General features: G+C 71.2%; 9 protein-coding genes and 1 pseudogene. 3 read left to right on the top strand and 7 right to left on the bottom strand.

Annotated features, from left to right (window positions below; genetic code table 11):
• Positions 1–76: 76 nt before the first annotated feature.
• The 6 genes from ACN28I_RS20145 to ACN28I_RS20170 form a co-directional block, all read right to left on the bottom strand.
• On the bottom strand, positions 77–2,911 hold the full coding sequence (locus ACN28I_RS20145) for a kelch repeat-containing protein (protein WP_420943593.1): 2,835 nt from the start codon (positions 2,909–2,911) through the stop codon (positions 77–79).
• Positions 2,912–3,075: 164 nt separating this feature from the next.
• Positions 3,076–3,933 carry an alpha/beta hydrolase gene (locus ACN28I_RS20150; protein ID WP_420943594.1) on the bottom strand — a complete coding sequence of 286 codons (858 nt, stop codon included), beginning with the start codon at positions 3,931–3,933 and terminating at the stop codon, positions 3,076–3,078.
• Positions 3,930–4,583 carry a hypothetical protein gene (locus tag ACN28I_RS20155; RefSeq protein ID WP_420943595.1) on the bottom strand — a complete coding sequence of 218 codons (654 nt, stop codon included), beginning with the start codon at positions 4,581–4,583 and terminating at the stop codon, positions 3,930–3,932. Before ACN28I_RS20155 ends, ACN28I_RS20150 begins: the two co-directional genes overlap by 4 nt.
• A gap of 52 nt (positions 4,584–4,635) precedes the next feature.
• Positions 4,636–5,247 carry a TIGR02265 family protein gene (locus ACN28I_RS20160; RefSeq protein ID WP_420943596.1) on the bottom strand — a complete coding sequence of 204 codons (612 nt, stop codon included), beginning with the start codon at positions 5,245–5,247 and terminating at the stop codon, positions 4,636–4,638.
• Between the two features lie 159 nt (positions 5,248–5,406).
• The gene (locus ACN28I_RS20165; RefSeq protein WP_420943597.1) at positions 5,407–5,922 is read right to left on the bottom strand and encodes a hypothetical protein; all 516 of its coding nucleotides are present in this window, start codon (positions 5,920–5,922) and stop codon (positions 5,407–5,409) included.
• 5 nt (positions 5,923–5,927) lie between these two features.
• On the bottom strand, positions 5,928–7,214 hold the full coding sequence (locus ACN28I_RS20170) for a hypothetical protein (RefSeq protein WP_420943598.1): 1,287 nt from the start codon (positions 7,212–7,214) through the stop codon (positions 5,928–5,930).
• Between the two features lie 70 nt (positions 7,215–7,284).
• Here ACN28I_RS20170 and ACN28I_RS20175 point away from each other — a divergent pair, with 70 nt between their 5' ends.
• Positions 7,285–7,899, top strand: a complete 615-nt coding sequence (locus tag ACN28I_RS20175) for a gluconate 2-dehydrogenase subunit 3 family protein (RefSeq protein WP_420943599.1) — start codon at positions 7,285–7,287, stop codon at positions 7,897–7,899.
• 53 nt (positions 7,900–7,952) lie between these two features.
• Positions 7,953–9,563, top strand: coding sequence for a GMC family oxidoreductase (locus ACN28I_RS20180; protein WP_420948678.1), 1,611 nt, complete (start codon positions 7,953–7,955; stop codon positions 9,561–9,563).
• 1,619 nt (positions 9,564–11,182) lie between these two features.
• Here ACN28I_RS20180 and ACN28I_RS20185 read toward each other — a convergent pair.
• Positions 11,183–11,848, bottom strand: a pseudogene (locus ACN28I_RS20185) (serine/threonine-protein kinase); the annotation flags it as partial.
• A gap of 305 nt (positions 11,849–12,153) precedes the next feature.
• Here ACN28I_RS20185 and ACN28I_RS20190 point away from each other — a divergent pair.
• Positions 12,154–13,488, top strand: a complete 1,335-nt coding sequence (locus ACN28I_RS20190) for an amidohydrolase (RefSeq protein ID WP_420943600.1) — start codon at positions 12,154–12,156, stop codon at positions 13,486–13,488.
• Positions 13,489–13,494 lie beyond the last annotated feature (6 nt).

Here is a 13,494-nt window from a genome sequence, read left to right on the forward strand (position 1 = left end):
GGGCACGAGGCCCGGGAATGTCCCGGAAGCCTCGCGCCCCCTGAGTGAAAGCCCGCCCCGGTGAGGGGCCTACGGATTACAGCTCGGACAGGTCGTAGTACTCGGCCGACGCCTGGTCCGTGTTGCTCACGCCGCCCACCGCGAGCACCGTGCCGTTATTGAGCAGGGTGGCGGTGTGCTTGTAGCGGTCCACGTTCATGGCCGCCGTCTCGCTCCAGGTGCCCGTGGCCGGGTCATAGAGCTCGGAGGCCGTCATGATGCCCGTGAACGGATGGTAGCCACCGGCCACCAGCACCCGGCCATCCGGGAGCAGGTTGGCGGTATGCCACCGGCGCGGCGCGCCCATGCTGCCCGTGGCCGACCAGGTGTCCGTGGCCGGGTCATACAGCTCGGCCGACGCGCTCAGCGCCACGTCCAGGCCCGCGCCGCCCGTCACCAGCACCTTGCCGCCCGGCAGCAGCGTCGCGGTGTGCGAGGAGCGGCCCGTGGCCATGGCCGCCACGGCCGTCCACGTCCCGGTGGCCGGGTCATACAGCTCCGCGGAGGTGATGAAGCCGTCGGAGGCATCGCTGCCGCCCGTCACCAGCACCTTGCCGCCCGGCAGCAGGGTCATGGTGTGGAAGGCGCGGGCCGTGTTCAGGCTGCCGGTATAGGACCAGGTGTTGGTGGCCGGGTCGTACAGCTCGGCCGAGGCCAGCGTGTCACCGTGGAACTCACCGGCACGGCCACCGGCCACGAGCACCTTGCCGTTGGGCAGCAGGACCGCGCTGTGGTGGTAGCGCTGGGTGTTGAGGATGCCCGCGGGCTTCCACTTGCCCAGGGCCGGCACGTACACCTCGGCGGTGGCGCTGGTGAGGGGGCACACGCCGCCGCCCGCGATGAGCACCCGCCCATCCAGCAGCTTCGTGGCCGTGTGACCGCGGTGCGCGCCCAGGGTGTTGCCCGTGGCGGACCACACCTTGGTCTCCGGGTCATAGAGCTCCGAGGTGGTGTTGAAGCCACCGGCCACCAGCACCCGGCCATCATCCAGCAGCGTGGCGGTGTGGAGCATGCGCGGCAGGGCCATGCTGCCCGTCAGAATCCAGCCACCGCTCCGGTCCTCGCACAGGCCCGAGGCGCCCGGAACGACGATGACCGTGCGGAAGGCGCTGCCCGTGTTGCCGGCCGCGTCCTTCGCCGTATAGGTGAGCGTGTAGGTCCCCGCCACGTGGGTGTTGACGGAGCCGGACACGGTCACCGTGTGGCTCAAGTCCCCGTAGCAGCCGTCGAAGGCCGCGGCGCCCGCCTCGACGTAGGGCTTGCCGCACTCGAGCGACACCGAGGCGTAGCCCACCACCGACACCTCGGGAGCCTGGGTGTCCACCACCGTCACCCGGCTGGTGCAGGTCGCGGCGTTGCCGGAGGAGTCCCGGCCGGTGTGCGTCACGGAGGTGCTCCCCACCGGGAAGCTGCCGGCGCCCGGGCTGCTCGAATACGTCACGCCGCTGCAGTTGTCGGTTCCGGACGACGCGCCCGGATCCACTTCCGCACCACCCGCGACACACTCGGCCAGCACGTTCTCCGGACAGAAGAGGGTCGGAGCCGTGGTGTCCACGACGGTCACCGTCGCCGTGCACGAGGACTCCAGGCCCGTCGTGTCCTTGCAGCGGAGCGTCGCGGTGGTGGCGCCCAGGCCGAAGGAGCTCGGCGTCTGGGTGCAGCCCGTCAGGTTGCCGTCCGGATCATACGAGCCGTCGTCGATGGAGCCGGAGGCGGCGCAGACGGAGCTGCCAGCCGTCAGGGTCACGTCCTTGCACTTCGCCACCGGAGCACGGGTGACGGCGACGGACCGGCAGGAAGCGCTGCACGAGCCGGAGCCGTTGGCCGCGCCGGTGTCGCACTGCTCGCCCGGATCCAGGATGCCGTCACCGCACCAGTTCAGCCGGCACGTGGAGGAGCAAGGGGTGCCGGGCGTGCCGTTGTTGGCGCCGGTGTCGCACTGCTCGGGGTACTGCTGCACGCCGTCGCCGCAGTTCACGGGCACCGCGCCGCGGGCCAGGACGTAGGGCACGCCGTGCGAGCCGTCCGCGAAGTCCTTGGAGCCCGGCAGGCGCGAGCCGTACACCGGATCCCTCGCGATGACGAGCGGGGTGAAGTTGGCCTCGGGGTAGCTGTCGAAGGCCTCGTGCACGGAGCAGACCCAGTTGGACAGGAGGGCGTCCGACAGGCCCGACAGCGCCGGGTGCGAGGCCACCATGTGGACATCGTCGTAGCAGCCCACGCCCGTCACGGAGAAAGCGCCGAACGGCTCCAACACCTGCACCGGCGTCCTGGGGGCAGTGGCGTGGTAGTAGCAGCTCAGGTTGATGTAGGCGCCCGTCTTGCCCTCTTGCGCGGCGGCGAACTGGACGGCGTTCTTCGTGACCTGGTCCTTGAGGTGGAACACCGGATCCGTGCCCATGATGAGGACGTTGCCGTCCACCACCGGGCCCCAGGTGCCGCGGTTGTTCACCGCCGCGGAGATGAGGCTCAGGCTGCTGCTGCACGTGGCGTCACCGAGGATGATGGCGCGATAGCCCGCGAAGTCCGCCGAGCTCTTCGCGGCCCAGGCGGCGTCGGAGGCGACCTCCACCGTGTAGCCCAGGCTCCGGGCGGCCACCGCCTCGACGCTGTTGGTGCCCCCCGTCACGGTATTGCCCAGGATGAGCACCTTGTTGGTGCTGCCCAGCCCTTGCGGACGCGTGCCCACCGCCGTGGGCGCCACCGGCCCGGAGGCCTGGCTCTCGCCATCCGCCTCCGCCAGCGGCTCGCCGCCGCACGCCGCGGCCAGCAGCACACACACGGCCATCAGCATCCGGTTGCGGATGCCACTCCAGCTTCTCGTATGGATAGACGGTTGCATCAGCACCCCATCCCCTCTGTTCAGACGCATGGCGATCCCGCTCCTGAACCCAGAGGGCCAGGGCAAAGACGGACAAGTCGGTTTTTCAATCGGGAGTGCCTGGATAATAAAAACAGGCTTTCAAGGTGCCCATCGGACCAATGCCCGAATATCGCCTTGATGACGCGCTTTGATTGCCGAGTGTGGGGTGCCGTTCAGGGCCGGGTGCGTGCCACTTCCAGAAACGCGCCCAAGGTGCGTGCGTAGTCCACCCCCATCCGCTGGGGGACGTCGTCGTGGTCCGCACCCTCCACGAGGACGAGCTGCCTGGGCTCGCGGGCCACCGCGTAGAGGCGCTCGGAGAACTCGGGGCGGATGAAGTCGTCGGCGGTGCCGTGCAGCAGCAGCAGGGGCACACCCTGGAGCGAGCGCACCCGGCCCTCGGTGTCCCAGGAGCCCTCGGCGAAGAAGCTTCCGGGCAGGTCCATGTTGCTGGAGTCGCGCACCAGCCCCTGCACGGAGCTGAAGGGAGACTCGAGGACGAGGGCCGCGGGCGGCACGTGGGCCGCGAGCTGGCTGGCCACCGCCGAGCCGAAGGAGCGCCCGTAATAGACGATGCGCTCCGCCGGCACGCCCGCCCGCGCGGAGAGCCACGCGAGCGCCGCCCGGCTGTCCTCGAGCAGGCCCGGCTCGGTGGGCTCCAGGTCGCTGGAGGTGCCCCAGCCGCGGTAGTCGAAGACGAGCACGTCATAGCCCAGGTTGGCCAATCCCTTGGGCCGGGCGATGTGTTGGTTCAAATTGCAGCAGATGCCGTGGAAATAGAGGACGTAGGCACGGGGTGGCTGCTGTGTGGCTTTCACATACGCGGCCCCCAACCGCACCTGGCCGTCCACCACGAGCTCCACCGGCTCTATCTGCTCGGGAGCCACCGTCTCCTCGGGGGTGGAGCCCTCGGCGGGCAGCGTGTAGTGCTCCACACGCGTGCGGCTATAGAGGAAGGGGTCCAGGTCGTAGCAGGCCCCCACACCCACCATGGCGCTCAACAGCCCGGTTGCCAGCAGACGGCGGCTCATTCCTCGTCACCTCCGAAGCGGTAGCGCACACCCAGCAAGGCGCCCAGCGCGCCCATGCCGCCGGGCCCCTGCCAGTCCGCCGCGTTGAAGCGGGTGGCGTAATCCGGCTGGTACCAGCGCAGCTCCAACTGCACGCCCCACGAGGCCAGGCGCACCTCCTCGCCCACCGCCAGCGACAGCAGGGGCGGCCCGCCCGCGAGCTGCACCAGGCCGGTGGCCGAGGCATAGGAGAGGAAGCGCCCGCCCAGGAGGTAGCTGACGGTGGGCGACACCTCCAGGTAGGCGCGCGGGGGGGCCTGCCGCGAGGCGAGCACGTGGGTGAAGCCGTAGAGCCGCCCGCCCAGGGAGAGCGCCGGCACCGCGCCGTCCTGCGCCAGCGCCAGCCAGGTGCCGCCCACGTCCAGGCCCGCCACCCCGAAGGAGAGCGAGGTGAGGTGCACATGGGCCGCCACGTCGGCGCGCTCGGCCACGCCATAGCGGGCCCCCACGGTGCTCAGCGGCACGGGAATCACCGGCCCCACGCGCACGAGGGGTCCGCCGATGGCCCCCTCCACCTGCACGGCGCCTCGCGGCACCGGGCGCACCTGGGTGGTCAACCCGCATCCCGTGGCGAGCAGCACGGGCAGCAGCAACAGGACGGTTCTCATCACGTCCCGACCCATAGCGGAAACCGGGCCGCATTGCCCAGCCCCCGCCCCTCCCTCAATCCCACGTCACCTCGTACTCGTTCTCGGTGGGGCTCAGCGCGCGCGCGGTCACCTTGGCGCCCTTCACCTTCGCCACATCGCACATCGCCTGGAGCCCACCCGCGGTGTGCTGCCGGGGCATCACCTCGTGCTTGACGAGGATGCCGCTGCGCGGCCCCGTCAGCGTCACCTTGAGCTCCACGTGCTTGGACGCCGTCTGCATGCCCGTGGGGATGTTGCTCAGCAGCCGCCTCGGGTCCCCTTGCGCCATGAGGATGAGCACCTTGCCCGCCGCGGACGCGTAGAAGGACGTGCCGCCGTCGTAACCAATCTCCCACATCGCCCGCTCGAAGCCGCCGAACCTGGTGCTCAGCCGCCGCGCCGCCGCGTAGAGCAGTTTGATGTACGAGTGGTGGGCGTAGTTGAAGAAGTCCAGGAAGCGGGCCTCTCCACACACCTCCAGGCACTCCTTGACGGCTTCCTCTCCCTCCAGCTTCCGCACCAGCTCCAGCAGGCTGTTGTGGAAGAGCCCTCGCATGAGGTCATCCGGCGAGATGAGGGAAAGACGCCACTTCAGCTCCTCTTCCGTACCGAGCTGCAACGGCTGAGCGGTGACAGGCGTGTTCATGAACTCCCTTCCGACACCTGGGGCGCGAGGTCGCGGGAATAAGGGTAACCCGGTACGCAGGGCGAAGGTAGGGGGAGCAGGGTGTCGCGGCTGCATTCGCCGGGGCTCGCGCACCCCGAGAAAAGGGCCCCACACCCTCAGCGAGCGAACCCGGCCGGTCTACTGCCGCGGCTCGGGCCCGAAGCCTCCATCCAGCGCCAGGGCCGAGAAGCGCCCGCTCAGGGTGCGGCCCGCGCCGTAGCCCTCGCCCTTCCGGAAGGACATGGAGAAGTCTCCGCGCGTCGGCTCGCCCGGAGTGCCGCCCTCGTCCAGCACCAGGTCCCCCTTCTCCACCGGCGCGAGGACACGCACCGGCTCGCCCGCCGCCAGGTGCACCACCGTGGCCCGCGCGTGCCCCGCCGGAGTCTCCCCCGCCAGGTCCACCTTCTCCCCCGGCTTCAGCACCAGCCCCTCGGTGTCCACGCTCAGCCGCACCACCAGGTCCACGTCCGTGGACGTGCTGCGGTAGTAGCTCACCTGCAGCGCCTCGGCGTTGCGCTGCACCTCCACCCGGGACACCTCCAGCGGGAACAGGTCCCCCACGCTGCCCGACAGCGCGTTGTCCCCGCCGCACCCCACCAGCCCCGCCCCCACCAGCGCGCCGGACAGCCCCACCGCCGCCGCCACCCGCGTCACGCCCCTCACGGCTCCACCGCCAGCTTCACCCCTCCCGTGTCCGGCGCGCGGTACACCACCACCCGCTTGCCCGTGGACAGGAAGGCCAGCTTCGCCCCCCACCCGCCCGCCGCGTCCACCAGCACGTCCTGCCAGTTGCTCCCGATGAGCGCGGCCACCCGCAGCTCGTCCACGCGCGCGTCACAGCCCTGCTCGTTGGCGCTCGTGCTGTTGGAGCAGATGTAGAAGGCGATGTGCGGCTCGTGCTGCGCCGGGTCGAACGCCAGCGACGGGTACCAGCCTCCCGCCCCCGACTGGAACACCGGATCCGGCTCCGACCAGCTCACGCCATCCTTCGAGACGGTATAGGTGAGCTTGTTGCTCGCGCGGTCCACCACCGCCACGGCGTAGCCCACCTCGCTGTCCCACCCGAGGCTCGCGCCGAGCTGCGTGTCGGAGACCGTCTGCACCTGCAGCGGCGCCGTCCAGGTGCCATCCGCCTTGCGCCGCTGGAAGAGGACGTTGTGGCCCCGCGCGTCCGCGCCGTCCGCCACCTGGTCGTGCACCAGCGCCGGCAGCCTGCCCGCGCCGAGAACCATGGAGATGTGGCCGCCATAACCCGACTTGGTGTCGGCCGACATGGCCACCATCCGGCGCGTCCAGCTCGTCGGGCCGCCCTCGGCCACCTCGAGGTCGCTCCCCTCCCAGTCCTGCTTGCCGAACTGGCCGTTGTGGCCGTCCCGGTACGCGACATAGGCCTTCGTGCCATCGAAGACGATGGCGGGGTTGAGGCCCACCAGGAAGCCCGAGTCCGCCACGTTGTTGCCCGTCAGGGCGTCGTTGCTCCGGGTGGCCGCGATGCGCCGCGTCCAGCTCCCGGGCGCGCCGCGGTAGGCCACCGCCAGATCGCTCTGGAACCAATACGCGGACGCGTCGCTGCCGCCGCCGAGGTAGCTCACCGCCGCCTTCCCCGCCGAGTCATACGCCACGGACACCCCGCTCACCCGCTGCACCGTGTCGATGACCTCGGGCTGCGAGGCCTCGCCCTTGTTCCACTCGAGGAAGCGCAGCTCGTAGTCCGCCGTGTCCCCCACGCGGCTGTAGTAGGCCACGCCCACCACGTCCCCGGGCCCCACCGCGAGCGCGAGCGGCTGCAGCTCCCTCGCCGTCGCGTCGAGGACGGAGCGGCTGAAGGGGGACAGCTCATTGAGCTTGTCGGTGTTGTCCTCTTGCGTGCCCGCGTCGGGGCGGCGCGTCTCGGGGGTACACGCCAGCGCGAGCGCGAGGCCCAGCGCCCATCCGTGCCGTCTCATGCAGCGTCTCCTTGGTTGCGAACCGAGCAAGACACCCATCCTATGCCAGTCAGGCTAGGCTGGGGCGCTCATGGACCGGCGCTCCTTCCTCCAACGGCTGACCTTCTTCGGCGGCGGCGTGGTGCTGCTCGGCAGCGGTGCCTGTAGCAGGTGCGGCGCACCCGCCGGGCCTTCCGCTCCCCAGGCCCTCGCGCCCTCCGAACCGCCCCACCTCACCTTCACCCGGGCCGAGTACGCCGTGGTGGCCGCGGCCTGCGAGCGCGTCCTCCCGCGCGACGAGGACCCCGGCGCCCAGGACGCGGGCGTGCCCGTCTACATCGACCGCATGCTCCAGACGCCGGAGCTCACGCGGATGCGCCAGGACTTCATCCAGGGGGTGGCCGCCCTGGAGCGGCGCTCGCTGCGGATGTTCCAGGTGGGCTTCGCCCAGGCCACGCCCGCGCAGCAGGACGAGCTGCTCGCCCTCTTCAAGGACAGCCCGGCCGGCAGCGGCGAGGCGCACTTCTTCGAGCTGCTGATGGTGCTGACGCTGGAGGGCTTCCTCGGGGACCCGTCCTACGGCGGCAACCAGGAGCAGGTGGGCTGGAAGCTGGTGGGCTTCGACACGGTGGGCACGGTGGCCTCGGCGCCACCCGAGGGCCATGACGGCGCGAGGTGCCTGCACACCTGTGGGAGACAGCCGTGACGAAGGAGCCGGTGGACGTCTGCATCATCGGCAGCGGCGCGGGCGGCGCGCCCATGGCCCTGGAGCTGGGGCGCGCGGGATTCAAGGTGGTGGTGCTGGAGAAGGGGCCGCACTACCAGCCCAAGGACTTCATCCACGATGAGATCCTCAACAGCCGCCGCAACTTCTTCATGCCGCTGCCGTGGGAGGAGCCGCACCTGGTGCGCCAGGGCCCGGCGGGCCGCTACGAGCGCACCAACTCCGCGTGGACGGCCAACTGCGTGGGCGGCGGCACGGTGCACATGAGCGGCTACTTCTACCGGCTCAAACCGGTGGACTTCCGGCTGCGCTCGACGCTGGGGGCGGTGAAGGGCAGCACGCTCGCGGACTGGCCCATCTCCTACGAGGAGCTGGCGCCCTTCTACGACAAGGCCGAGGCGGAGCTGGGCGTGTCCGGCGAGGCCGTGCCCCACCCCTTCGCCGAGCCGCGCGGTGGGCCGTACCCGCTGCCGCCGCTGGACGTGCACCCCATGGCCCGGGAGCTGGACCGGGTGTGCGGGGAGATGGGCTGGCACGCCCTTCCCACGGCGCGCGGCATCATCAGCCGGCCGTACCGGGGCCGCGCGGCCTGTGCCTACTGCGCGCTGTGCGGCAGCTACGGCTGCGAGATGGGGGCCAAGAGCAGCACCCATGCGAGCCTCGTTCCCGCGGCGCTCGCCACCGGCAACGTGGAGCTGCGCCCGCGGTGCATGGCGCGCTCGGTGGAGGTGGACAAACAGGGCCGGGCGCGGAGCGTGGTGTACCTGGACGCCGAGGGCGTGGAGCAGGAGCAGCCGGCGAAGGTGGTGGTGGTGTCCTGCACGGCGGTGGAGAGCGCGCGGCTGCTGCTCAACTCGGTGTCCAACCGCTTTCCCCGGGGGCTCGCCAACGGCAGCGGGCTGGTGGGCCGCAACCTCCTCTTCAGCTCGTTCGGCGAGTCCCGCGCCACCTTCCGGGTGTCGAAGCAGCGGGCGGCGAGGCCGTGGCTGACGGAGCCGGCGCCCTTCGTGAACCGGAGCGTGCAGGACTTCTACCTGATGCCGGACGAGCGCTTCGGCTTCCGCAAGGGCGGGACGCTGGGCTTCATGTGGACACACCCGAATCCCATCTTCGCGGCGGTGGGACTGGCGGGCAGCGGCAAGGACGGCGTCTTCGGCAAGGCGCTGAAGGACCGGATGCGGGCGTACCGGGACTCGCGCATCCTCCAGTTCGAGGTGTATGGCGAGTTCCTCCCCACCCCCGGCACGTACGTGACGGTGGAGCCCTCGGTGAAGGACAAGTACGGCCTCCCGGTGGCGGCCATCACGATGGACCGGCACCCCATGGACTTCGCCGCCACGCGCTTCCTCGTGGAGCGGGGCGAGGAGATCCTCCTGCGCCTGGATCCGGACGACATGCAGCGGGTGGGCATCGCCGGAGAGACGACCATCCTGCAGCACGGCACGTGCCGCTTCGGGAACGACCCGGCCAGCTCGGTGCTGGACCGGGAGTGCCGGGCCCACGAGGTGCCCAACCTCTACGTGGTGGACGGCAGCTTCATGCCCACCGCGGGCAGCGTGCCCTCGACGCTCACCATCGCGGCCAACAGCTTCCGCGTGGCGCACGGCCTCGTGGCGCGGATGAAGCGCGGCGAGGCCCGGCCCTGAATCACGCGTGCCAGATGGCCTCGATGCGGGCGCGCACCTGGCGCCGCCCCTCGGAGAAGCCCGGCAACGTCCGGAGCGGCACGAGCGCCGGGCAGCGCTCTATCCACTCCAGGTCGATGAGCGCCGTCTCCGCGGCCCGCCGGAAGTACGCCAGCGCCGCCTCCGGCTGGCCACAGAGTCCCAGGATCTCGGTGATGAGCTGGCACAGCAGGGAGGCGAACCGCGGGCTGTTCGTCCGGGAGAAGCTCCTCGTCGAACATGGAGCGCAGCTCGAGCGCATCCTCCTCGCCCAGCACCGCGCCGGCGTAGTGGCCGACCATGGTGGCGATGTAGTCCGTATCCGCGGCGGCCTCGGCCTGGCACCGCCGCAGCTCCTCCACATCCCGGGTCCACCCGGCGACACGGGCGCGCAGCGACTGCGCCGCGGTCCGGTGCATCGGCGACGCGGTCAGCCGCTCCATCGCCCAGCGGTAGTCCTCCATCTGTCCACGCAGTGCGCTGCAGCGGGCGACCTCGAACAGCGACGACACCAGCGTGGGCGACAAGTCGTAGGCCAGGCGCAACCGGACGAGCCCCTCGTCCGCGCGGCCCGCCTCGCACTGCAGGCTGCCCAGGTACTGCAGCGTCGGGGCATGGCAGGGCGCGATGTCCAGGGCCGTGCGCAGGGACATCACCGCCGTGCGCCAGTCATCCGTCTGGGCGGAGAGCATCGCCCGGGCCAGATGCGTCTGGGCCAGTTCCGGAGCCATCCGCAGGGCCCGCTCGAGGCTGACGCGCGCGGCCGCGGCGAAGTCCCGCTGGGGGTCCTTCATGCCCATGAACAACGCGCGCATGCTCGCGATGGCATGGAGCGCCACGGCCGGCAGGAAGTCCGGCGCCAGCTCCAGGCACGACTCGAGCAGCGCCAGGGGGCCTCCGTCATGGCCCCCCCGGAAGGCCCCGTGCAGTTGGGCATCCGCCTGCCGGTACAGCGCCACCGCCTCGGGCGGAGTGCTCGCGCGCCAGATCGAGAGGACCACCTCGCCCCGCAGCTCCTCGGCGATGCGCGGCACCAGCCGGTCCTGCAGCTCGAAGGCATCGTTGGAGGCGTACTCGAACCGGCCGCTCCAGACCTGGGTGCCGGACTGCGCCTCCAGCAACCGGACGGAGACGCGCACCCCCGGGCCCGCGCTCTGCACCGTCCCCTCCACCACCAGCTCCGCCCCGAGCTCGCGCCCCACGGTGCGCGGATCTCGCTCGTTGCGGAAGCGCGCCGTCACCCCGCTGCCGGGCACGCGCAGCCCGCGCACCCGGGACAACTGGTCGATGAGGGCCTCGGTCAGCGAGTCCCCGAGGTACTCGGACTCCTTCGGGCCCTGGAAGCGCAGGGGCAGGATGGCCACGCCCTGCTTCGGCACCGGCGTGGTGGTCCGGGGCGTGTTGCGCGTGGTGAAGGCCGACGTGCCGGAAACGAGCGTGTAGCCCCCCGTCACCGGCCCCGGGGTGGGCGGGCCCGACAGGGTGGGCTCCCCCACGCTGATGAGCCAGTCCCGCAGCGTCCCGGCCACCTCGAGCGCGCTCGCGGGCCGCTCATCGGGAGCGCGGCCGAGGCACCGGTGCACCAGCTCGGCGAGGGGCGGAGGCACGGTGGCGCGCTGCCGCAGGTCCGGCGGGGACTGGCGCAGGCGGGCCATGGCGGCGGCCCAGGGCGTGTCCCCGGAGAAGGGCACCTCGCCGGTGAGCAGCTCGTAGAGCAGGAGTCCCACCGCGTAGAGGTCCGCGCGCGCGTCCACCGGCTCGCCGGACACCTGCTCGGGGGCCATGTACATGGGCGTGCCCACGGTGCCCATGGTGCGCGAGGCGGCCTCCCCCGCCACCGCCCGGGCGATGCCGAAGTCGGTGAGGACGACGCGCCCCCCGGACTCGACGAGGATGTTGGCGGGCTTGAGATCCCGGTGCACCACCCCGGCGGCATGGGCCGCGGCGAGCCCCTCGCAGATGGCCAGGGCGATGCGGGCGGCGCGGGGCGCGGCCAGCGGGCGCTCGCGGGCGAGCAGGGCGCGCAGGTCCTCCCCCTCGACGAACTCCATGGTGAGGAAGGCCTGGCCCTCGTGGGTGCCCAGGTCGTGCATCCGCGCCACGTGGGGGTGGGTGATGCGGCGGGCGAGGCGGACCTCGCGGGTGAAGCGCTCGATGGCGTCCGGACCGGCGTCCTTGCCGAGCTCCAGCGTCTTGAGGGCCACCACGTCGCCCACGAGGCTGTCGCGCGCCTGGTACACCGTGCCCATGCCGCCACGGCCGAGCATGCGCACGAGCGCATAGCGTCCGGCGAAGAGAGGCCCGGGCGAGGACTCCTGGGGGGAGGAGGCCGCGGGGCGGATGACGGTGTTGTCGCCCCCATCGAGGGCGGAATCGGGGGGTGGGGATTTCTCGGGCACGGCGGGCGCAATCTAACCCGGGGCCCCCCCGTCCCGCCATTCACACGGGATACGAAACCCGGCCCGCCCGAGGAAGGTTCCCCACGGCGGCCTCGCCGGGTGTGCATACACTTGGACCCGCGAATATCCGCGACCGCCGGGGCCCTGACGCACCGGGACAAGAGAGGCCCTCGATGACGGACACCCTCATCCGCGATTGTCACGCGCTCGTACCGGACGCGAGCGGCTCGCTCACCATCGCGCGCAACCAGGACATCCTGGTGCGAGGCAACCGCATCGCGGAGCTCCGTCCCACCGGGGGGGCCTTGGAGCCGGGCGTCACCGTGCTCGAGGGGCAGCGGATGCTCGCCATGCCCGGGCTCATCAACACCCATGCCCACGTCCCCATGGTGCTCTTCCGCGGGCTGGCCGAGGACGTGCCCATGGAGCGCTGGTTCAACGAGTTCATCTGGCCCCTGGAGAGCAACCTCACCGAGGCGGATGTCTACTGGGGCGCGCAGCTCGGCCTGCTGGAGATGATCGAAGGGGGCGTCACCACCGTGGCCGACCACTACTTCCACATGGACCGGGTGGCCCAGGCGGTGGAGGAGGCCGGCACGCGGGCGCACCTGGGGTGGGCCGTGTTCGGCAGCAATGGGCTCAAGGTGCTCGCGGACACCGCCGCCTTCGCCGAGCGCTGGAGGGGAGGCGCGGGCGGCCGCATCACCACCTGCATGGCCCCGCATGCGCCCTACACCTGCGATGACGGCTTCCTGCGCGCCTCGGCCGGGCACGCCAACCGGCTCGGGATTGGCATCCACATCCACGCCGCCGAGGAGATGAACCAGACGAACGCCAGCCTGGACAAGCGGGGGCTGACGCCCATCCAGGTGCTCAAGGACACCGGGGTGCTCGGCGTGCCCGCGCTCATCGCCCACGGCTGCGGTCTACTGCCCCAGGATATCGAGCTGCTCGCGAAGCATCGCGAGCACGTGGGAATCGCCCACGCGCCCAAGACGTATCTCAAGCTGGCGATGGGCATCACCCCCATCCGCGCCCTGCGCAAGGCCGGAGTCGCGGTGGGCCTGGCGACGGATGGAGCGGTCAGCAACAACACGCTCGATGTCTTCGAGAGCCTGCGCCTCATGACGTTGATGCAGAAGCACGAGGCGATGGACCCCGAGGTGCTGCCCATTCCCGAGGCGCTCGACATCGCCACGCGGGGCAGCGCGGCCGCACTGGGGATGGGGGACCGGATTGGAACACTCGCGCCCGGCTACCAGGCGGACCTCATCCTCGTGGACACGAGGGGTGCGCACTGGCAGCCGCCCCACAACCTGACCGCCGGACTGGTGTACAGCGCTCGCGCCAGCGACGTGCACACCGTCATGGTGGATGGCCGCGTCATCATGCGGGAGCGCCGCCACCTCACGCTCGACAAGGAGCGCATCCTCACCGAGGTGGCCAGCACCATGGAGCGCATGGCCAGACGCGTCCCCGAGTCACGCATCCAGAGCTACAAACCGTGAGGTGCG

The organism is Archangium gephyra (assembly GCF_049060025.1).
Lineage (GTDB): Bacteria > Myxococcota > Myxococcia > Myxococcales > Myxococcaceae > Archangium > Archangium gephyra_A.

Excerpts from the sequence above, each read along its gene's own strand:
- ACN28I_RS20160 (WP_420943596.1), bottom strand. The coding sequence starts at position 5,247 with ATGAACACGCCTGTCACCGCTCAGCCGTTGCAGCTCGGTACGGAAGAG.
- ACN28I_RS20150 (WP_420943594.1), bottom strand. The coding sequence starts at position 3,933 with ATGAGCCGCCGTCTGCTGGCAACCGGGCTGTTGAGCGCCATGGTGGGT.
- ACN28I_RS20145 (WP_420943593.1), bottom strand. The coding sequence starts at position 2,911 with ATGCGTCTGAACAGAGGGGATGGGGTGCTGATGCAACCGTCTATCCAT.
- ACN28I_RS20190 (WP_420943600.1), top strand. The coding sequence starts at position 12,154 with ATGACGGACACCCTCATCCGCGATTGTCACGCGCTCGTACCGGACGCG.
- ACN28I_RS20180 (WP_420948678.1), top strand. The coding sequence starts at position 7,953 with ATGGCCCTGGAGCTGGGGCGCGCGGGATTCAAGGTGGTGGTGCTGGAG.
- ACN28I_RS20170 (WP_420943598.1), bottom strand. The coding sequence starts at position 7,214 with ATGAGACGGCACGGATGGGCGCTGGGCCTCGCGCTCGCGCTGGCGTGT.
- ACN28I_RS20175 (WP_420943599.1), top strand. The coding sequence starts at position 7,285 with ATGGACCGGCGCTCCTTCCTCCAACGGCTGACCTTCTTCGGCGGCGGC.